Annotated in this window: 19 protein-coding genes; 9 read left to right on the forward strand and 10 right to left on the reverse strand. The window is 56.0% G+C overall.

What is annotated here, in order from left to right:
- The first annotated feature begins 20 nt into the window (after positions 1–20).
- A complete protein-coding gene (locus R3F64_RS10695) occupies positions 21–521 on the forward strand; it encodes an Lrp/AsnC ligand binding domain-containing protein (RefSeq protein ID WP_085917422.1) in 501 nt (166 codons plus the stop codon).
- Between the two features lie 3 nt (positions 522–524).
- Positions 525–1280, forward strand: coding sequence for a HesA/MoeB/ThiF family protein (locus R3F64_RS10700; protein ID WP_085917423.1), 756 nt, complete (start codon positions 525–527; stop codon positions 1278–1280).
- Here R3F64_RS10700 and R3F64_RS10705 read toward each other — a convergent pair.
- On the reverse strand, positions 1277–1849 hold the full coding sequence (locus tag R3F64_RS10705) for a bactofilin family protein (protein ID WP_085917424.1): 573 nt from the start codon (positions 1847–1849) through the stop codon (positions 1277–1279). The genes R3F64_RS10700 and R3F64_RS10705 overlap by 4 nt on opposite strands.
- A gap of 352 nt (positions 1850–2201) precedes the next feature.
- On the opposite strand from R3F64_RS10705, the gene R3F64_RS10710 reads away from it, so the two are divergent.
- Entirely contained in the window at positions 2202–2633 is a 432-nt protein-coding gene (locus tag R3F64_RS10710; protein WP_176243618.1) for a bactofilin family protein, read from the forward strand.
- A 118-nt stretch (positions 2634–2751) separates the two neighbouring features.
- Here R3F64_RS10710 and ahpF read toward each other — a convergent pair whose 3' ends face one another.
- Positions 2752–4308, reverse strand: coding sequence for an alkyl hydroperoxide reductase subunit F (gene ahpF, locus R3F64_RS10715; RefSeq protein ID WP_332611439.1), 1557 nt, complete (start codon positions 4306–4308; stop codon positions 2752–2754).
- Between the two features lie 135 nt (positions 4309–4443).
- A complete protein-coding gene (ahpC, locus tag R3F64_RS10720; protein ID WP_085917427.1) occupies positions 4444–5007 on the reverse strand; it encodes an alkyl hydroperoxide reductase subunit C in 564 nt (187 codons plus the stop codon).
- A gap of 318 nt (positions 5008–5325) precedes the next feature.
- Between ahpC and R3F64_RS10725 the strand changes: the two genes are divergently transcribed.
- The 4 genes from R3F64_RS10725 (at position 5326) to R3F64_RS10740 (ending at position 9525) form a co-directional block, all read left to right on the forward strand.
- On the forward strand, positions 5326–6429 hold the full coding sequence (locus R3F64_RS10725; RefSeq protein WP_199285057.1) for a polyamine ABC transporter substrate-binding protein: 1104 nt from the start codon (positions 5326–5328) through the stop codon (positions 6427–6429).
- Between the two features lie 106 nt (positions 6430–6535).
- The gene (locus R3F64_RS10730) at positions 6536–7717 is read left to right on the forward strand and encodes an ABC transporter ATP-binding protein (RefSeq protein WP_199285058.1); all 1182 of its coding nucleotides are present in this window, start codon (positions 6536–6538) and stop codon (positions 7715–7717) included.
- A 63-nt stretch (positions 7718–7780) separates the two neighbouring features.
- Positions 7781–8692 carry an ABC transporter permease subunit gene (locus tag R3F64_RS10735; RefSeq protein WP_085917430.1) on the forward strand — a complete coding sequence of 304 codons (912 nt, stop codon included), beginning with the start codon at positions 7781–7783 and terminating at the stop codon, positions 8690–8692.
- A complete protein-coding gene (locus R3F64_RS10740) occupies positions 8689–9525 on the forward strand; it encodes an ABC transporter permease subunit (RefSeq protein WP_085917431.1) in 837 nt (278 codons plus the stop codon). Before R3F64_RS10735 ends, R3F64_RS10740 begins: the two co-directional genes overlap by 4 nt.
- Here R3F64_RS10740 and R3F64_RS10745 read toward each other — a convergent pair.
- Positions 9522–9731: a CPXCG motif-containing cysteine-rich protein gene (locus R3F64_RS10745; protein ID WP_066322201.1), complete on the reverse strand. Its 210-nt coding sequence runs from the start codon at positions 9729–9731 to the stop codon at positions 9522–9524. The genes R3F64_RS10740 and R3F64_RS10745 overlap by 4 nt on opposite strands.
- 113 nt (positions 9732–9844) lie before the next feature.
- On the opposite strand from R3F64_RS10745, the gene R3F64_RS10750 reads away from it, so the two are divergent.
- Positions 9845–10270 (forward strand): DUF3617 domain-containing protein, encoded by a 426-nt coding sequence (locus tag R3F64_RS10750; RefSeq protein ID WP_085917432.1) that lies wholly within the window; start codon positions 9845–9847, stop codon positions 10268–10270.
- A 118-nt stretch (positions 10271–10388) separates the two neighbouring features.
- Here R3F64_RS10750 and R3F64_RS10755 read toward each other — a convergent pair whose 3' ends face one another.
- The gene (locus tag R3F64_RS10755) at positions 10389–13502 is read right to left on the reverse strand and encodes an efflux RND transporter permease subunit (protein ID WP_332611375.1); all 3114 of its coding nucleotides are present in this window, start codon (positions 13500–13502) and stop codon (positions 10389–10391) included.
- Complete coding sequence (locus tag R3F64_RS10760) at positions 13502–14569, reverse strand: efflux RND transporter periplasmic adaptor subunit (RefSeq protein WP_309782740.1); 1068 nt, start codon at positions 14567–14569, stop codon at positions 13502–13504. The genes R3F64_RS10755 and R3F64_RS10760 overlap by 1 nt, the downstream gene beginning before the upstream one ends.
- A 177-nt stretch (positions 14570–14746) precedes the next feature.
- Here R3F64_RS10760 and R3F64_RS10765 point away from each other — a divergent pair, with 177 nt between their 5' ends.
- Positions 14747–15931 carry an NAD(P)/FAD-dependent oxidoreductase gene (locus tag R3F64_RS10765; protein WP_332611378.1) on the forward strand — a complete coding sequence of 395 codons (1185 nt, stop codon included), beginning with the start codon at positions 14747–14749 and terminating at the stop codon, positions 15929–15931.
- A gap of 19 nt (positions 15932–15950) precedes the next feature.
- On the opposite strand, the gene R3F64_RS10770 is transcribed toward R3F64_RS10765, so the two are convergent.
- The 4 genes from R3F64_RS10770 to R3F64_RS10785 form a co-directional block, all read right to left on the reverse strand.
- Positions 15951–16271 (reverse strand): YqjK family protein, encoded by a 321-nt coding sequence (locus R3F64_RS10770; protein WP_199285063.1) that lies wholly within the window; start codon positions 16269–16271, stop codon positions 15951–15953.
- Entirely contained in the window at positions 16246–16647 is a 402-nt protein-coding gene (locus tag R3F64_RS10775; RefSeq protein WP_268900804.1) for a phage holin family protein, read from the reverse strand. The genes R3F64_RS10770 and R3F64_RS10775 overlap by 26 nt, the downstream gene beginning before the upstream one ends.
- Positions 16647–16979, reverse strand: a complete 333-nt coding sequence (locus tag R3F64_RS10780; RefSeq protein WP_085917438.1) for a DUF883 family protein — start codon at positions 16977–16979, stop codon at positions 16647–16649. Before R3F64_RS10780 ends, R3F64_RS10775 begins: the two co-directional genes overlap by 1 nt.
- A gap of 71 nt (positions 16980–17050) precedes the next feature.
- Entirely contained in the window at positions 17051–18088 is a 1038-nt protein-coding gene (locus R3F64_RS10785) for a phospholipase A (protein ID WP_085917439.1), read from the reverse strand.
- Positions 18089–18099 lie beyond the last annotated feature (11 nt).

Consider the following 18099-nt stretch of genomic DNA (forward strand, 5'->3'; position numbering starts at 1 on the left):
CTTCAGTAATGGATCCTGCCATGAAAGCAAAAAACAAAACGCTGGACCGCATCGATTTGAAAATTCTGCGCTGTCTGCAGGAAAACGCGCGAATTTCGTACGTGGATCTGGCCACCGAGGTGGGGCTGTCGACCACTCCTTGCCTGGAGCGGGTCAAGCGTCTTGAAAAAGCCGGTATTATTCGCGGCTATCAAGCGATTCTCGACCCTCAGGCACTCAAGGCGAATTTACTGGTGTTTGTCGAGATAAGTCTGGAAACCCAGTCCCCCGCCGTTTTCGATGAATTCCGACGCGCCGTCGAAAAACTGCCGCAAATTCAGGAATGTCACCTGGTCTCAGGGCAGTTTGATTACATTTTAAAATGCCGTATTCCGGAAATGTCGGCGTATCGCCAGCTGCTTGGTGATGTCGTCCTGACCCTGCCGGGCGTCAAGGAGTCGAAGAGTTACGTGGTCATGGAGGAGGTAAAAGAAAGCTTCAGCCTGCATGTGCCTGAGTTTGAGGAATTCGAGGAAAAGTAGCCCATGATGGATGATCACGCGCTGCTGCGCTATAGCCGCCAGATAATGCTGCCAGAGGTTGATATCGAGGGTCAGGAGCGGCTGATCGATAGCCATGCGCTGATTGTCGGTGCCGGTGGGTTAGGGTCGCCGGCGGCGCTGTACCTGGCGGCGGCGGGGGTCGGGCATATCACGCTGGTCGATGCGGACAGCGTTGAGCTTTCCAATTTGCAGCGTCAAATTGCTCACCAGCAGGCGAGTATCGGTCACAACAAGGCGGATTCAGCCAAGGCCAGTGTGCAGGCGCTCAACCCCGAGTGCCGTGTCATTACGGTTGAGGAGCACGCCCAGGGTGAGCTGCTCGAGCGATTGGTTGCCGCCGCCGATGTGGTGCTTGATTGCACGGATCGCTTTTCCAGCCGTTACGCTATCAATGCCGCTTCGCAAAAAGCCAGGGTGCCGCTGGTATCCGGGGCCGCGATTCGTTTTTCAGGTCAATTGGCGGTATTTGACCCGCGTCTGCCCGAGGCGCCCTGTTACGCCTGTTTGTACCCACCCGATGGGCAGGGCGACGATGCGTTGAGCTGTGCAGAAAGCGGCGTGATGGCTCCCTTGGTCGGCGTGATTGGCTGTTTTCAGGCCGTTGAGGCGTTCAAGCTGCTTAGTGGTGCAGGCAAAGCCCACCAGGGACTGTCGCTTTTCGAGGCGTTAAGCGGACACTGGCGGCACTTTAATGTCCCCAGGGATCCTGCCTGCCCGGTGTGCGCGCCTGCCCATTAAGGGGTATCGGTTTCTTTGCTATTGGCGGCGTCGTCAGCCGGGAAGCTGGCTTTCTGCGGACCCTGTGGCTTTGACGACTCGTTTTTCCCCTTGCTGTTGAAGTCCTTCGGCGGTTGCGATGAAAAGACACTGTTGAAAATGTCGTTATCCGGATTCATGTCGATGCTGCCATGAAAGACGCTGCCGTCCTCCAGAACGAGGCAGGGAGTGGTGAGGGTGCCGGTCACGTGCGCCCCGTCATGAACCGTTATCTTATGCAGGGCAACCAGGTTGCCGTCCACGCTACCCGAAACACGCAAGGTATGCGCGTAGACATCGCCACTGAGGCTGCCATTTTTGCCCAGTGTCACCGTGTGTTGTTTGCAGGTCACGACGCCAGTGATCTGGCCTTCGATGGTAATGTCTTCGTCGCTGTTGATATCCCCATGAACCTGCGTATTGCTGCCAATGACCGAGGTGCTTTGCCGTGACGCCTTGGGGAGACTGATGGTCTCCTCGGTTTGAGGTATTTCCTGTTGAGCGTCAGTCGTGCTGTGTGGCGCGGTAGGCGGTTTGGTTTTACTGAACATGCGATATACCTGTTGGGGTTGATAGGGGGTGCCAAGGCGTCAATAGCAAAATGATGGCATCGGTTCATGCGATAATATTAATTTACGCTGAACATTGTTAAGTCAAAGCGCAAAGATACCGCGCAACTCGCCTTGTATTCTTGACGTTAGCTTATCAGCTTGGGTCTATAACATTGACGCTGAATGAAGAGCAGGGGCATCGCATCTCATGGGTACTGAAACATGGCTGATTTTGCTTGGCGTTACGGTTATGACGTTGATTATTTTGGATGGCAGGCGTAGAAAACTGAAAAAACGGGCAGCGAGCAGCCATAACGCTTCAAGCGTAAGCGCCCGAACCGATGATGCAGCAATGGTTGATAATGTACAGAGCCTGCCAGCTTTGTCCGGTGTGCTCACGGCGCCTGACGAGTCGCCCCTTCGCGACGGTTGTGTATCGCTTGAGCCCCCACGCAGAGAGGGAAGCTATCTGGGCGCCGCGACGCAGATAGCAGGCAACATCATTGCCAATGAAGGCGTGTCGATTAAAGGGCGCGTTGTGGGGGCTGTGATTGCCAGGCATCAACTGATCCAGTTGAGCGCCAGTAGCGTGGTCAGCGCTGACCTGGAGGGAGGGCATGTGTGTATAGACGGCTACCTTGACGGTGATGTCCATGCCAGTGATCGATTGACACTGATGCCGAGTGCCAACGTGCGTGGTGCGATGTCAACGAACCGCTTTGAATGCCATTCAGGTGCCAAGGTCACAGGTACCGTCGCAGCCTGTCAGCCCACGGGTAGATGACCATAAAAAAGCCCGCTTGGTAGCGGGCGCGACGTCAGTGTGATCAACGTCAAAGGGAACCTATCCAAACGTAGTTAGCAACTACCCGTGGATCGGTCAGGGGACTTTGGGGTCGGCACTAGAGACGGATCAGGTAGTCAAAGGCGCCCAGTGATGCCTTGGCGCCTTCGCCCATGGCAATGACGATCTGTTTGTAAGGTACGGTGGTGACGTCCCCGGCGGCAAAAATGCCCGGTACTGATGTCATGCCATGTGCATCGACAATGATTTCGCCGCGCGGGCTCATCTCGATGGGCGAGTCTTTCAGCCATTCGGTGTTGGGTACCAGGCCAATCTGCACAAAAATACCTTCCAGCGCGACGTGCTTGATTTCGTCGTTGGTGCGGTCCTTGTAGGTCAAGCCATTCACGCGGCTGCCATCGCCGATCACTTCGGTGGTCTGGGCGTTGAGGATAATATCCACGTTGGGCAGGCTCTTGAGCTTTTTCTGCAGGACAGCGTCGGCGCGCATTTCGCCCATGAACTCGATCAGCGTCACGTGCCTGACAATGCCTGCCAGGTCAATCGCGGCCTCTACGCCAGAGTTGCCGCCGCCGATCACGGCGACATGCTTGCCCTTGAAAAGCGGACCATCGCAGTGAGGGCAGTACGCCACGCCTTTGTTGCGGTAGGTCTGTTCACCGGGCACGTTCATTTCACGCCAGCGCGCGCCAGTGGCCAGTACCAGGGTCTTGCTTTTAAGCGTGGCACCGGACGCCAGTATCACTTCGTGAAGGCCGCCTTCGGTATCGGCAGCTTTGAGCGAGTTGGCGCGCTGCAGGTTCATCACGTCCACTTCATAGTCCTTGACGTGTTCTTCAAGCGCGCTGACCAGCTTGGGTCCTTCGGTATGCGATACCGAGATAAAGTTCTCGATGCCCATGGTGTCGGCCACCTGACCGCCGAACCGTTCGGCAGCAATGCCGGTATTGATGCCTTTGCGTGCCGAATAAATGGCCGCGGCGGCGCCGGCGGGACCACCGCCAATCACCAGGGTGTCAAAGGCGGCTTTTTCGCTGAGCTTTTTGGCCTCGCGCTCGATGGCACCGGTATCCACCTTGGCAAGAATTTGATCAAGGGTCATGCGGCCTTGATCAAAGGGTTTGCCATTGAGGTAGATGCTGGGCACCGACATGATCTCACGGTTTTCCACCTCGTCCTGGAACAGCGCGCCGTCGATGGCAACGTGGCGAATGTTGGGGTTGAAAATCGCCATCAGGTTGAGTGCCTGAACAACATCGGGGCAGTTCTGGCAAGACAGGGAATAGTAGGTTTCAAATACCAGTTCCTGATCAAGCGCACGGATCTGGTCGAGTACATCCTCACTGGTCTTGGGCGGGTGACCACCAACCTGCAGTAAAGCCAGCACGAGAGAGGTGAACTCGTGGCCCATGGGAATGCCAGCAAACACGACGCCAGTGTCTTCGCCGGGCCGGGTAATGGCAAAAGACGGTGTGCGCGGATTGTCGCCTTCCGTTGACAGGGTGATCTTGTCGCTCAAGCCGCTAATCTCTTGTAGCAGGCTGAGCAATTCCTTTGATTTATCTTCGTCATCCAGCGAGGCGACAAGCTCAAGTGGATGCGTCACTTTCTCCAAATACGCTTTTAGCTGATCTTTTAAATTGGCGTCGAGCATGATCGAAACAACCTCTTGGCTGGCAAAGGTGTGTGACGGCAACTGGGTCGTCGTTTCAGGGGGATCAGACAACGGCACCCGGGTGATGCCCGGGTGCCTGTTGAAAACTAGCGCGTTGCGGTGCCGTTAATTGGGTTAGATCTTGCCGACCAGATCCAGCGATGGTGCGAGGGTCTCTTCGCCTTCTTTCCACTTGGCAGGGCAGACTTCGTTCGGGTTGGCGCGAACGTATTGAGCCGCTTTCACCTTGCGCAGAAGTTCTTCGGCGTTGCGGCCAATGTTGCCGGCATTGATTTCAACGATTTGAATCTTGCCGTCGGGGTCGACAACGAAGGTGCCGCGCTCGGCGAGACCCGCGTCTTCAATCAAAACGTCAAAGTTGCGTGAAATGCGCAGCGTCGGGTCGGCAATCATGGGGAATTGCAGTTTGCCGATCGTCTCTGAACTATCGTGCCAGGCTTTGTGAGTAAAGTGCGTATCAGTTGAGACGCTGTAAATTTCGACACCCAGCTTTTTAAACTCTTCATAGTTGTCTGCCAGGTCGCCAAGCTCAGTGGGGCAGACAAAGGTAAAGTCAGCTGGGTAGAAAAAGAAGATGCTCCACTGGCCTTGTAGATCGGCATCAGAAACGTCAACGAACTCTCCGTTCAAGTAAGCGGTTGCGTTGAAAGGTTTAACTTCAGAATTGATCAAAGACATTCAGAACATCTCCATTGGCAGCGAATGACAGTAAAATAACTTGCTTATTAGACTAAGGATTAAGTCATGTCTAATAAAATTGGGAAAAAACATCGGTTAGATAGAAAAAAACTATTGAAGGCACCACCATTCATCAAGGTGATGTGTTGCGCTACGCTGGAGGTGGGCCGACTACCTGCGGAAAGAATACTTTTCTCAATCGTCTTGCGATAGCGGGCTCCGCGTCGCAAAATTCGCACGGTCAGTCGCGCAGTGGCGAACGGGTAAGGTCAAGAACCTTACTTGAGTTTATCGTTAGTTTCACTAAGGAGCAGGTTAATGGGGAACATCCACAAACTTTCCAGGGCCGTTGCGGCCATTTCACTTGCCGCAGCGGCAACCACCGTTAATGCCGATGAAGTCCGGGTTTACAATTGGTCCGACTATATTGCACCCGATACATTGGAAAAATTCACGGAACGCACGGGCATTGACGTCACGTACGACGTGTTTGACAGCAACGAAATACTGGATGCGGCATTGCTTTCGGGCCGGTCCGGCTACGATGTGGTGGTACCGTCTACCTACTACCTCACGCGGCAGATGAAAGCCGATGTTTATCAACCGCTGGATCACGACAAGATTCCCAATTTAAAGCACTTGAACCCGGCATTGATGGAGAACCTGGAAGCGGTTGATCCAGGCAGTGAGTACTCTGTGCCTTATATGTGGGGTACCAACGGGATCGGCTATAATGTTGATCGCGTCAAAGAAATCCTGGGTGAGGATGCCCCGGTCGACAGCTGGGCCTTGCTTTTTGACCCTGAGATTACCGGACAACTCAGCGAGGCAGGTTGCGGGCTGTCAATGCTGGATTCCGGCGATGAAATGCTCTCGCCCGCGATGGTATATCTGGGCTTGGACCCCACAAATGAAAGCCGTGAAGACCTTGAGGCGGCAGGTGAGTTACTTGCTAAAGTACGTGATGACATAACCTACTTCCACTCGTCTCGCTATGTGTCGGATCTGGCCAACGGTGATATTTGTGTCGCGGCCGGTTACTCAGGTGATATTTTCCAGGCGGCCGACCGGGCAGAAGAAGCTGGGCGTGACTTTGAAATTGCCTACAGCATTCCCAAAGAAGGCGCGGCACTCTGGTTTGACATGATGGCGATTCCCGCCGATGCGCCCAATCCTGATAACGCCCATGCCTTTATCAACTTTATTCTCGACCCGCAAATCGCCGCCGAAATAACCGAGTACGTGCGGTATGCCAACCCTAACGCTGCGGCGGATGAATACCTTTCTGATGAGATTCTCAACGATCCCGCCATCTACCCTGATACCGACGTGATGGATAACCTCTACGTGCAGGTTGAAAAGCCTCAGGACATCCAGCGCGCTCGCACTCGCATCTGGAACCGCGTAAAATCCGGCCGTTAAGATACGTTCATCCGACGGCGAGCCCAGGCATCTACACGATTGGCCTGGGCTCGCTGTTCGTTTTTTGATTGCCCGTTGTCTGCGGGCCTTTTCATGGGAGTGGCGAATGGTGACCACGCCGCTATCGAACGACGCGTCATCCAATCTTCCTGCCAATGCGGCTGCTATGCGTGCCCTGGGCAAAGCCCCTCGGTTTGCGGATGACATCGTGTTGGAGGTGAAGCGGTTAAGCAAACGCTTTGATGATGCCCTGGCGGTAGATGACGTCAACCTGCAGGTAAAGCGCGGTGAGATTTTTGCCCTGCTGGGGGGGTCCGGCTCTGGCAAGTCGACGTTGCTACGCATGTTGGCGGGGTTTGAAACACCCACCGAGGGACGTATCTTGCTGGGCGGCGACGATATTACCGCCGTGCCGCCGCACAAGCGGCCCATCAACATGATGTTTCAATCCTATGCGCTGTTTCCGCACTTGACCGTGGCCCAGAACATCGCATTCGGGCTAAAGCAGGACAAACTGCCAAAGGCAGATATTGAGGCGCGGGTCGCGCACATGCTCAAGCTGGTGCACATGGAGCGTTTTGCCAAGCGTAAGCCACACCAGCTTTCCGGTGGCCAGCGCCAGCGTGTGGCGCTTGCGCGCTCGCTGGCCAAACGCCCCAAGCTGCTGCTGCTTGATGAGCCGATGGGGGCGCTGGACAAGAAGCTGCGTACCGAAATGCAGCTGGAAGTGGTCGAGATCATTGAGCAAGTCGGGGTGACGTGCATCATGGTCACTCACGATCAGGAAGAAGCCATGACCATGGCCGACCGGGTGGCGATCATGGCCGACGGCTGGATCGAGCAGGTGGGCTCACCGATCGATGTCTATGAAAGCCCGGTCAGCCGCATGGTGGCCGAATTTGTAGGCACCGTAAACTTGTTCGAGGGGGAAATCGTCGAGGACGCTGCGGACCACTGCAAAATTGTGTCACCAGTGCTTGAGCGGCCGATTTATATCGACCATGGGATCACCACCCAGGCCGTGGACCGGCGGGTGTGGGCCGCGCTTAGGCCTGAGAAGATCTGGCTGACCCGCGAGTGCCCATCCGCCCCCCATAACTGGAGCGAAGGCAAGGTGGAAGATATCGCCTATTTGGGCGGCTTTTCGCTTTATTACGTGCGCACTCCCAGTGGTCAGCTCATCAAGGTCAGTATGGCCAATACCGAGCGTCGTGGCGACCGACCTACCTGGGAAGATCAAGTGTACGTGTACTGGGAAGATCATAGCGCCATGGTGCTGAACCGTTAGCATGGGCACCTTACTCGTCTATGAAAAGCGCCTTTTGCGGTGGGCGCTCAGGAGATCGCCTAAATGATGCCTGCTCGATTTTCCGCCATGCTGAAGCGCCTGCAACTGGGACGGCGTGCGGTGATTGCGTTGCCCCTTCTGTGGCTGACGCTATTCTTTCTGCTGCCCTTTGCGTTGGTGCTGAAAATCAGTTTCTCTGAGGCCGCCATCGCGGTGCCGCCGTACGGGCCCCTGGTTGAGGTGGTCGACCAAACCCTGAATATTGCGCTCAACCTGGGAAATTATCTTTTTCTGGCATCGGATTCGTTGTATGTGGCAGCGTATTGGGGGTCGCTGAAAACCGCCTTCATCTCGACCCTGGCCTGCCTGTTGATCGGTTACCCCATGGCCTATGCCATGGCGCGAGCGAGTGCCCGTTGGCAGATGATTTTATTGCTGCTGGTGATGCTGCCATCCTGGACATCGTTTCTGATCCGGATCTACGCCTGGATGGGCATCCTCAGCAACAGCGGCTTACTGAATAACCTGCTGATAGGCATGGGGCTGATCGACTCCCCCTTGCGTATGATGAATACCCAGTTTGCGGTGATTATCGGGATTGTCTATGCCTACCTGCCATTCATGGTGCTACCGCTCTATGCTCACTTGACCCGGCTGGATAATGCATTGCTCGAGGCAGCATCAGACCTGGGGTCGCGCAAGTTGAATACCTTCATCAAGATCACGTTGCCCCTGTCGATGGGCGGCATTATTGCTGGCTCCATGCTGGTGTTCATTCCTGCCGTGGGCGAGTTTGTGATCCCTGAACTGCTGGGCGGGCCGGATACCTTGATGATCGGCAAGATACTGTGGCAGGAGTTCTTCAACAATCGCGATTGGCCCGTGGCCTCGGCGCTTGCCATGGTCATGTTGCTGCTGCTGTTGATCCCCATTGTATGGTTCCACCGTCATCAGTCTCGGGAGTTGAACGAATGAGCCTTGCCAAGCCACGTCTCCGTTTCAGCAGCGTCATGCTGGTCCTGGGGCTGCTCTTTCTGTATGTGCCGATGCTGGTGCTGGTGGTGTACTCGTTCAACGCCTCCCAACTGGTGACGGTATGGGCGGGGTTTTCTACCCAATGGTATGGGGAGCTGTTTCGCGATGAGCAAATCCTTTCAGCCATATGGATGAGCCTGCGCATTGCCTTTTTCTCCGCCAGCATGGCGGTATGCCTGGGGACCATCGCGGCGTTTGTGATGACTCGTTATGGGCAATTTCGCGGCAAAACGGCGCTTTCGACCATGATAACGGCCCCCTTGGTAATGCCTGAAGTGATCACCGGGCTGTCGCTATTACTGCTGTTCGTGCAAATGGCCCAGATCACGGGCTGGCCTGCCGACCGGGGGATGGCGACCATCTGGATTGCGCATACCACCTTCTGCAGTGCTTACGTCGCCGTGGTGGTGGCAGCTCGACTGCGTGAGATTGATCGGTCTATCGAGGAGGCCGCGATGGACCTGGGATCGCCGCCGATGAAAACCTTTTTCTGCGTAACGCTGCCGGTAATTGCACCAGCGTTGGTAGCAGGTTGGCTGTTGGCCTTTACGCTGTCGCTAGATGATCTGGTGATTGCCAGCTTTGTATCGGGGCCTGGGGCCAATACGCTGCCAATGGTGGTGTTTTCATCGGTGCGAATGGGCGTATCGCCAAAAATTAATGCGCTGGCAACGCTGATCATTTTAGCGGTATCCCTGGCAACGCTGCTGGCGTGGTATATCATGCGTCGCAACGAGGCCAAGCGACAACAGGTGTTGAAAGCATCAGGTTAGAGCACATCGTCATCGCTGCCCAGACTGACGCTTTCCAGTTCGCCGGTGACCAGCGATACCTCGATAGCCAACTGGATGGGCGCGCAGCACTGGTGGCAATCCTCCCAGGTAACATGACTGCCCTGTGAAGGATCAATCAATAGTGTTAACAAGGTATCGCAGTAGGGGCAGTAGGCGTCATACTCTACTAAGGTATCTTCTTGCATGGTGCGATCCTTTTGCAATTGACACTTAAGTGTAGCAGCCGTGTCATCGAGAGGCATTGCCGTATGCAATCAGTTAGGCTAAACGCCGTTTTATAACGCAATGGAGAGCAGCGATGAAGTTACGACAGTTGGCCATAGCGGCCTTGGTGGCCTTGCCGGTAGCCGCATGGGCGGAAACACCCAACATAACGCCCGGGTCGTGGGAATTTGTCAGCACCACCACCGTGACCGGCGACATGCCGATTCCTGACCAGACCGATACCGAACAGCAGTGCATCACCCAGGAAGATCTGGACGATGCTGATTTGGGCTTTATTGAAGAAGAGGAAGGCTGCGAGTTGCTCAATCAGGACACCAGTGCTGACGGCCTTTCCTACAGCATGGTATGCCGGGCTGACGGCGGCGAAGCCAATATCGATGGTGATATGCAGTTCATGGGGGAGCGCATCGAAGGGTCTGTCGATATCATGACGCAATCGCCCATGGGCGAGCTGAACATGCAAACCCAGATTGAAGGTCAGCGCTTAGGCGATTGTTGAGCTTAGTCTGACGCGACATGCCAAAGAGGGCGCGCCGCTGAGGCGCGCCCTCTTTGTTTATTGGAAAAGGGTTATTGGAAACGTTTATTGCCAACCGAAATACAGGGGCACGCCTTGGCTAACGTTCCGATGTCGATTGAGCGATTTCATGCTCCAGTCGACGTTTGACCGCCCCTGGCGAGCCACTGTGTCGAGACAGTAAATCGTAGGCGACCGGCACCACAAACAGCGTGAACAGCGTGGCAGCTCCCACTCCAGCCATGATGACAATACCGATCACATAGCGCGACTCGGCACCCGGGCCGCTGGATACGATCAGGGGAACCGCTCCTGCCATGGTGGTGATGGCGGTCATTAAAATGGGCCGCAGGCGGGTGACAGAGGCTTCGATGAGGGCGTCACGGAAAGCCTTGCCTTCATCGCGCAACTGATTGGCGAACTCGACGATCAGTATGCCGTTTTTAGCGGCGAGTCCAATCAGCAGTACCAGCCCCACCTGGCTATAAATATTCAGCGATTGGCCGGTTAACCACAGCGCCAACAAGGCGCCGCTCATGGCAAGCGGTACCGTGAGCATGATGACCAGGGGGTGAATGAAGCTTTCAAACTGAGCGGCCAATACCAGAAATACCACCAGTGCGCCCAGCACCAGAAGGAAAGTGGTCGCGCCGCTGGCGTCCTGGAAATCCCTGGATGCTCCGGCGACGTTGGTCTGCGCTTCTTCAGGCAGCAGCGTATCCGCGCTTTGTTCAAGGTAGGTAAGGGCTTCTCCCAATGGGTAGCCATCCGCCAGGTTGGCTTCGATGGTGATCGAGCGCACGCGATCGAAACGGTTAAGCGTACTGGCCCCTGCCGCGTCGCTTAAGGTCACAAGACTCGCCAGGGGAATAAGCTCGCCCGAGCGCCGTGAACGGACCTGAATGTTATCCAGCGAGCGGGGGCTGTTCTGGCTGGCGCGATCGCCTTCAACGATGACATCGTATTCTTCACCGTTATCGACATAGCGGGTGACGTTGCGCCCACCCAGCAGCACTTCCAGCGTGCGACCGATCTCGCTGACCGTGACCCCCAGAGCGGCGGCTCGCTGCTCGTCTATCTCCACGTTGAGTTGCGGTTGCGTCTCATCGTAGTTGCTTTCGATGGCGCGAATGCGTGGGTTATCGTCGCGGATATGATCAATCAGTCGGTCGCGCCACTCGGCCAGTTCTTCGTAGGTGCCCCCGCCGAGTACAAACTGTACGGGCTTTTGCGTACGCTGGCCGAAGCCTTGACGCATGACCGGAAATGCCTGGACGCCGGGTAAGGTGTTCAGCTCAGCGCGAACATCGTCCATGATTGCCCAAGCGCTACGGCGACTGCCCCAGTCGGCCATATTGACGATGATGAAACCGCTGTTGAAGTTTTCAATATTGCCGTAGCCGCGAGGCGCACGAACGACAATCCGTTCCAGCTCACCGCTGTCGACCATTGGCGTCAAGCGGGCTTCTATCTCATCCATGTAATCCATCATGTAGTCAAAGGTGGCGCCTTCGGGCCCGTTGACCAGCACGATGAAGTTACCCCGATCTTCCTGGGGGGTGTACTCGTTGGGCAATAGTTGACTTAACCAGGCGGTTAGCGCAATCAGTAGCCCAAAGACGGCGATTACCCAACTGCGCCGCGCAAGTAACACGTCGAGTAACGATTGATAGCGGCGCTGGGCGCTGCGCATGATGCGTTGCACGCGTTGGGAAAGGCGGCTGTCGTGCATGCGCGGCGAGAGTATTTTAGACGCCATCATCGGTGTCAATGTTAGTGCCAGCAACGTGGAGATGGCGACCGCTGCGGCCATGGTGAGGGCAAACTCGGAAAATAACCGCCCAATATCGCCCTGCAGCATGCTGAGCGGCACAAAGACGGCGATCAACACCAGTGTGGTGGCAATGACCGCAAAGGCGATCTGGCGGGTGCCACGAAACGCGGCCACCAGCGGTGTTTCGCCTTCGTCATGCATGCGCCGATTGATGTTTTCCAGGACGACAATGGCGTCATCGACAATCAACCCGATCGCCAGCACCAGTGCCAGCAGGGTCAGCAGGTTAATGGTAAAGTTCATGACCGCCAGCGCAGTAAAGGCACCAATGATGGCGATCGGCACCGTAACCGCCGGGACCAGCGTGGTACGCAGGTTGCCCAAAAACAGGAACATGACCACAATAACCAATACCATCGAGATCAATAACGTCAACACGACCTGCTTGATGGCCCCCGAGACGAACACCGACGCGTCGTAGTTCAAACTGAGTGACATGCCATCGGGAAGCGTCGATTGCAGCTGCGCAAGCTCTTGGCGCACCGCGTCTGAAAGTTCAACGACGTTGGCGGTCGACTGCATGATCATGCCAAGCCCGACCATGGGAACGCCGTTGGCGCGGAAGACCGTGCGGTCCTCCACGGAGCCGACCTCGACGTCGGCGACGTCTCCAAGGCGGACCAGGTAGCCATCGTCGCCTTCGACAAGCGGGAGTGCCTGAAAGTCATCGGCGGTTTCAAAGGTGCGCGGTAAGCGAACGATGAATTGGCGATCCTCGGATTCAATGGCACCGGCGGGGAGCTCGACGTTTTCGGCCCGTAATGAATCTTCAATATCGCTGACGGTTAAGTTCCGTGCCGCCATGGCGTTGCGGTCAATCCAGATGCGCATGGCATAGTCACGGCCACCGCCCACGCGCACCCTGGCCACTCCCGGTTGTACCGAAAGGCTATCCACCAGAAAGCGGTTGGCATAGTCGGTAAGCTCGGTGATCGAGTAGCCATCTCCCGAAAGGCTTAGCCATACCACGACTTCCTCGCTGCTATCGGCTTTGCTTACCTCGGGGTTCTCGGCATCGTCGGGCAGGTTGCGCAACGCGCCGCCTATCCGGTCGCGCACGTCGTTGGCTGCCGCGTTGATATCCATGGTCAGGGCAAATTCGATATCAATACGTGAGCGGCCGTCCTCACTTTCGGAGGTGATCAGTTCGATTCCTTCCACCCCGGCGATGCGGTCTTCAAGCACCTGGGTAATGCGTGTTTCAACGACGCTTGCCGAGGCCCCGGGGTAGCGGGTATCAATACTCACGATCGGAGGATCCACGGTGGGGTATTCCTGAAGCGGCAAGCGATCAAGTGCCAGGAGGCCAAAGGCAATGATCAATGCCGCCATCACCACCGCCAGGACAGGGCGTTGAACCGATATGTCCGATAAGCGCATTAGCGATCAGCCTCAAGTAACTCGCGTACACTGGTATCCTCGTCAATCAGGCCCATCAGCCTCACCGCTTGACCATCCCTGGCTCGCTGCAGGCCATGCACCACGACGATGTCATTGGCCGCTAGCCCTTCGTTAATTTCCACTTCGCCTGCCCGACGCTCGCCCAATTCGACGCTCTGCTGGCGAAGCCGAGGAGTGCTCTCGTGATCGTCGATCAGCATCACAAAGTGGCGATTACCATTGGGTTGGACAGCTGCTTCGGGGACGACCACGCTTTGTCGGGGCTGCTGGCGAACTACGATTTCCATTAGCATGCCTGGACGTAGCCGTTCATCCGGATTGTCGATTTCCGCGCGAATGCCAATGCTGCGTGTTACCGGGTCGACGCGCGTCCCCAGGCTGGCAATTTCACCGTTGAAAACCTCGTCTGGATAGGCGGCGGTGGTGGCGCTGAGCGATAACCCAGGCGCAAGTCGGCTGAGGTAGGTTTCAGGGACACTGAAATCCAGCTTCATGACGTCCAGTTTGTCAAGCGTGACCAGCTCCATACCCGGTGTCACCAATGCACCAGGGCTCAAATTGCGTATGCCGACACGGCCACTGAACGGGGCGGTTAGTCGATAATCCGCAAGACGTGCACGTAATGCCGCAATTTCAGCCTCGGCCTGGTCAACGCGCGACTGGTTATCTTCTACGTCAGCGCGGGCTGCCAAATTGCGGTTCTGTAACTCAGAGGCGCGTCCCAGGGCATTAAGCCGCTCGTCTCGAAGCGATTGTGCGACCCTTAAACGTGCCTGCTCTTCAGCGTCCTGCAGGCGAATGAGCGTATCGCCCTCGGTCACACGCTGGCCGTCCTGAAAATTGATGTCGGCAATGGTATCGGTGACGGTGGCCGATAGCGTCACGCTTTCATCGGCGCGTAGCGTACCCAATGCTTCAATGGGGTCAGACCAGGGAGCAAGCATGGCGCGAACACCAATCACGCTGGGCTCGGATTGAGCCAGGCTGGCGATGGGGGCAGTGATGAGCAGTAGCGTGACAGCCAGGCGGCGGCACAATAAAGGCATAAGTCTCTCTGCAATACGTGGACCGCGTGCGCTGACGCCAGGCAGCGGTTTATGTTGTCAATGTCGATAGCTGTTTAATTTTATACAAAAGCTATATTTATTATTTCAATGATACAATAAAAAAGCCTTGAGAGGCTGTTAAAATGCCGCCTTTTGCCAAGCTTGGAGCGCTAACGAATGACCTACGATGTCGTGATCATTGGGGCTGGTGCGGCAGGCCTGATGTGTGCTGCCCAGGCGGGCTATGCCGGAAAGCGTGTGTTGGTGATTGATCATGCGAAAAAAGCCGGCAAAAAAATCCTGATGTCAGGCGGGGGGCGCTGCAACTTTACCAATCTTGGCACTACGCCACAGCACTTTTACTCGTCAAACCCCTACTTTTGTATTTCGGCGTTAAAACGCTACCGGCCCGAGCATTTTGTCGAGTTGGTAGAGCGTCATGGGATTGACTACGTAGAAAAAACGCCCGGTCAGCTATTCTGTGCGACCTCTGCCAAAGAGATCGTCCGCATGCTGCTCACCGAGTGCGAGTGGGCGGGCGCTGACATACGTCTCAGTACTCAGGTCACCCGTGTCGAGGAGCAGGGCAGTGCCATGCGGCTAACGACCTCAATAGGTAGTATCGATGCGGGTGTCGTGGTCGTGGCAAGCGGCGGACTGTCGATTCCGACCATGGGGGCGAGTAGTTTCGGGTACGACCTCGCCCGTCAGTTTGGCCTTGCCGTGCGGCCGACGACGCCAGGTCTTGTACCGTTTACGCTCAGCGATCAGTGGAAAGCCAGGGCCAGCGATCTGTCGGGAGTCAGCTTGCCGGTGACGGTGAGCGCTGGCTCGCAACGTTTTAACGAGCCCATGCTATTTACCCATCGCGGGTTATCCGGCCCTGGCATGTTGCAAGCGTCCAGCGTCTGGGCACCCGGCGAGGCGATTGAAATTGATTTATTACCGCAGCAGGATGCCAAAGCGTTGCTGCACCATGCCCGCGAGCACACACCTAAGCGCCAGTTGGCCACCTGGTTGATGGATTATTTGCCCAAGCGAGTGGCGCAATCGCTTTGTGACTGGTATCCAGAAGGCCACGACAAGCAACCGCTGGCGCAATACAGCAATACGCAGCTTGAGCGTTGGGCGGCGCGGCTAAATCGTTGGCAGTTGAAACCTGCCGGAACGGAAGGGTGGCGAACGGCGGAGGTGACGATGGGAGGGGTGGATACCCAGGCAATTTCATCCAAGACCTTTGAGGTCTGCGGATTGCCCCAATTGCGATTCATCGGTGAAGTGCTCGATGTGACCGGCGAGCTGGGGGGGTATAACTTTCAGTGGGCCTGGGCCAGCGGGGTAGCCTGCGGCCAGGCTTGCTGACCCAGGCAAACTGTGTCGGCTAGGTGGTCGCTTTGGCAAGCAACTTGAGCTTGCGGAAAAGCATGTAGCCCGCCAGGACTTTACGGCCACCTGCCAGCGCCCCCCGCGGATGACGAGCCAGGCGCAAGGCAATGATACCGCCGACGAAATAAGCAGGTATTTTAAAGCGTTGCCAATTGGAGTCGAGGGGAGATGCCGCCCGCAATAATTGATCACTGTCGACCAGAATATCCACACGCTGCTGCTCCAGCTCGGCTAACAGGTGCGCCTTTCGCTCTGCCCTGGAAAGCGGCTTGGTATCGGCGCCTGGTGGCTTAGCGGGGGCGTTGATCGGACTCATTTTTTGCCTCCAGCAAGGCGCGGTCGGCGGCTAATTGGTTCAGCGTTTCTTTCAGCAAGGTGTGCTGTTTCGCTTGGCGAAGCGCTATCAAGGCCAATGTAAAGCTGGCTACAATCAATACCAGAGCGCTTCCACCAATAGCGGCAAGCCGGTAGGTATCCCAGAAAAGTACCACGACCAGTGCCACCAGCGTGGCGACACCAAGCAGTAGCAAAAGCAGACTGGCGCCAGCCAACAACATCAGCACAAGCAGTCGTGAGCGTTCTTCTTCCAGCTCTACTACCGCTAAACGCAAGCGCGTTTCACCGTTGGCGATCAGCGAGTTGAGTAAGCGTTTAGCGGCTGAAAAAACGCGTTGGGTAGGCCCCAAAGCCATTAGCGACGACCGATAAGCATACCGATGATAACGCCGGCCGCTGCACCGATTCCGATGCTGGTCCAGGGGTTTTCGTGGACATAGCGGTCGCAGGCATCAGCCTGGTGTGTCAGGGAATCGCGGGTGTCTTCATAAATACGCTCACCACGCGCTTCCAGGCGCTGACGGGTATCCTTGAGACGCTGTTCGGCGCGGGTGCGCAGGTCGCGCATTTCGCCGCTGGCGTCTTTCGAGGTGGCATTGACCAGTTCTTCGACGGTATCGCTCAGATGGCGCAGATCTTCTTTCAGTTGATCGGCCTGAGCGGTGCTTTCGTTTTGACGTTTAGCCATGATGTCTTCCTTTGACGGTTAATGAACAGCTATCAGCATAGCAGTCGCATAGTCACTGACAAGCGAATTGGCTATCGGTTCAGGCCGCTGGCGCTGAATAACGGGTTTAAACTGAACCCGATGCTCAAGCGATGCACGCGGTGATCGTAGTCAATCAGGCTCTCGCCGTAACCGTAGTAGTACTGTACGTGAGCGCGTAGAGAATTGAAGGCCGGCCAGCTGTAGTCGATTTGCGTTCCCATATTGCCAGCGCTGGGGTTCCCTCGCAGTTGGCCACTGACCTCATGGTTGTCATCGAGTCGTTTGGCGATACGAATGTCGCCGTACCCCATATAGCGGTCAATATCCGGGTTGTCGTCGTCGCCTTCGGATTCGGGAACCCGCCAGTGGGGCGCAAAGGTGACGGCCCAGTCGCCACTTTGAAAGATGCTCTCGAGATAGACTCGGTTCCAACTACGCGAGAACGGGTCCGAACGGCCGTTGGACTGATGGTTGACTGCGATACGGTTGCGGGTGTTTACCCAACCCAAGGCCCCCCACGGTGCATCAATGTCAATAAACACTTCTGGCTCGTAGTTGGTCTCACGAAACGGCGAAGAGGCTTCTGTATTGAAGGCCTGCCACCAACTACGTTGGGTATAGCCAAAATAGACGTCGCCGTACTCGCCCCATAGTACATTCTCTGCCAGATTGACCTTGGCACTGAACTGGAACTTCAGTTCGGTGCTATCCGGTGAGGCATCTGAAGAGACACTTTTGAAGTTTTCGCGATTCTGTTTTTCATTATAGCTCACCGGAAATAGGTAGTTGGTCCGGTGCGTGGTAATCGAAAAGGGGTTGCGGCTGGATTCCTGTTCCAACTGACGCCGCTCGTTGAGATCTTCAATCGCGACTTCTTCAGGTGGTCGAATATCGCCAGTGTCCGTTTGACCCTCTTCTTCAAGCGCTTCGGCTTGCTGCAGTTGCTGGTGAAGCCGGGAGAGCTCATTGTTCAGCTCGCTAATACGCGCCTCAATATCCTCGCGGGTATTGGCGTGGGAGAAAGCGCTGAAGACGGTCAGGCCGCAAAGTAAAAAGAAGCTTTTTAGACGTCGGTGTCGAATGACCATCGATAACTCAC

The sequence above is a fragment of the Halomonas sp. 5021 genome (assembly GCF_036663435.1).
GTDB lineage: Bacteria > Pseudomonadota > Gammaproteobacteria > Pseudomonadales > Halomonadaceae > Vreelandella > Vreelandella janggokensis.

Coding starts and splice junctions, on each gene's coding strand:
- R3F64_RS10695 (WP_085917422.1), top strand. CDS start 21: ATGAAAGCAAAAAACAAAACGCTGGACCGCATCGATTTGAAAATTCTG.
- R3F64_RS10700 (WP_085917423.1), top strand. CDS start 525: ATGATGGATGATCACGCGCTGCTGCGCTATAGCCGCCAGATAATGCTG.
- R3F64_RS10705 (WP_085917424.1), bottom strand. CDS start 1,849: ATGTTCAGTAAAACCAAACCGCCTACCGCGCCACACAGCACGACTGAC.
- R3F64_RS10710 (WP_176243618.1), top strand. CDS start 2,202: ATGGTTGATAATGTACAGAGCCTGCCAGCTTTGTCCGGTGTGCTCACG.
- ahpF (WP_332611439.1), bottom strand. CDS start 4,308: ATGCTCGACGCCAATTTAAAAGATCAGCTAAAAGCGTATTTGGAGAAA.
- ahpC (WP_085917427.1), bottom strand. CDS start 5,007: ATGTCTTTGATCAATTCTGAAGTTAAACCTTTCAACGCAACCGCTTAC.
- R3F64_RS10725 (WP_199285057.1), top strand. CDS start 5,326: ATGGGGAACATCCACAAACTTTCCAGGGCCGTTGCGGCCATTTCACTT.
- R3F64_RS10730 (WP_199285058.1), top strand. CDS start 6,536: ATGGTGACCACGCCGCTATCGAACGACGCGTCATCCAATCTTCCTGCC.
- R3F64_RS10735 (WP_085917430.1), top strand. CDS start 7,781: ATGATGCCTGCTCGATTTTCCGCCATGCTGAAGCGCCTGCAACTGGGA.
- R3F64_RS10740 (WP_085917431.1), top strand. CDS start 8,689: ATGAGCCTTGCCAAGCCACGTCTCCGTTTCAGCAGCGTCATGCTGGTC.
- R3F64_RS10745 (WP_066322201.1), bottom strand. CDS start 9,731: ATGCAAGAAGATACCTTAGTAGAGTATGACGCCTACTGCCCCTACTGC.
- R3F64_RS10750 (WP_085917432.1), top strand. CDS start 9,845: ATGAAGTTACGACAGTTGGCCATAGCGGCCTTGGTGGCCTTGCCGGTA.
- R3F64_RS10755 (WP_332611375.1), bottom strand. CDS start 13,502: ATGCGCTTATCGGACATATCGGTTCAACGCCCTGTCCTGGCGGTGGTG.
- R3F64_RS10760 (WP_309782740.1), bottom strand. CDS start 14,569: ATGCCTTTATTGTGCCGCCGCCTGGCTGTCACGCTACTGCTCATCACT.
- R3F64_RS10765 (WP_332611378.1), top strand. CDS start 14,747: ATGACCTACGATGTCGTGATCATTGGGGCTGGTGCGGCAGGCCTGATG.
- R3F64_RS10770 (WP_199285063.1), bottom strand. CDS start 16,271: ATGAGTCCGATCAACGCCCCCGCTAAGCCACCAGGCGCCGATACCAAG.
- R3F64_RS10775 (WP_268900804.1), bottom strand. CDS start 16,647: ATGGCTTTGGGGCCTACCCAACGCGTTTTTTCAGCCGCTAAACGCTTA.
- R3F64_RS10780 (WP_085917438.1), bottom strand. CDS start 16,979: ATGGCTAAACGTCAAAACGAAAGCACCGCTCAGGCCGATCAACTGAAA.
- R3F64_RS10785 (WP_085917439.1), bottom strand. CDS start 18,088: ATGGTCATTCGACACCGACGTCTAAAAAGCTTCTTTTTACTTTGCGGC.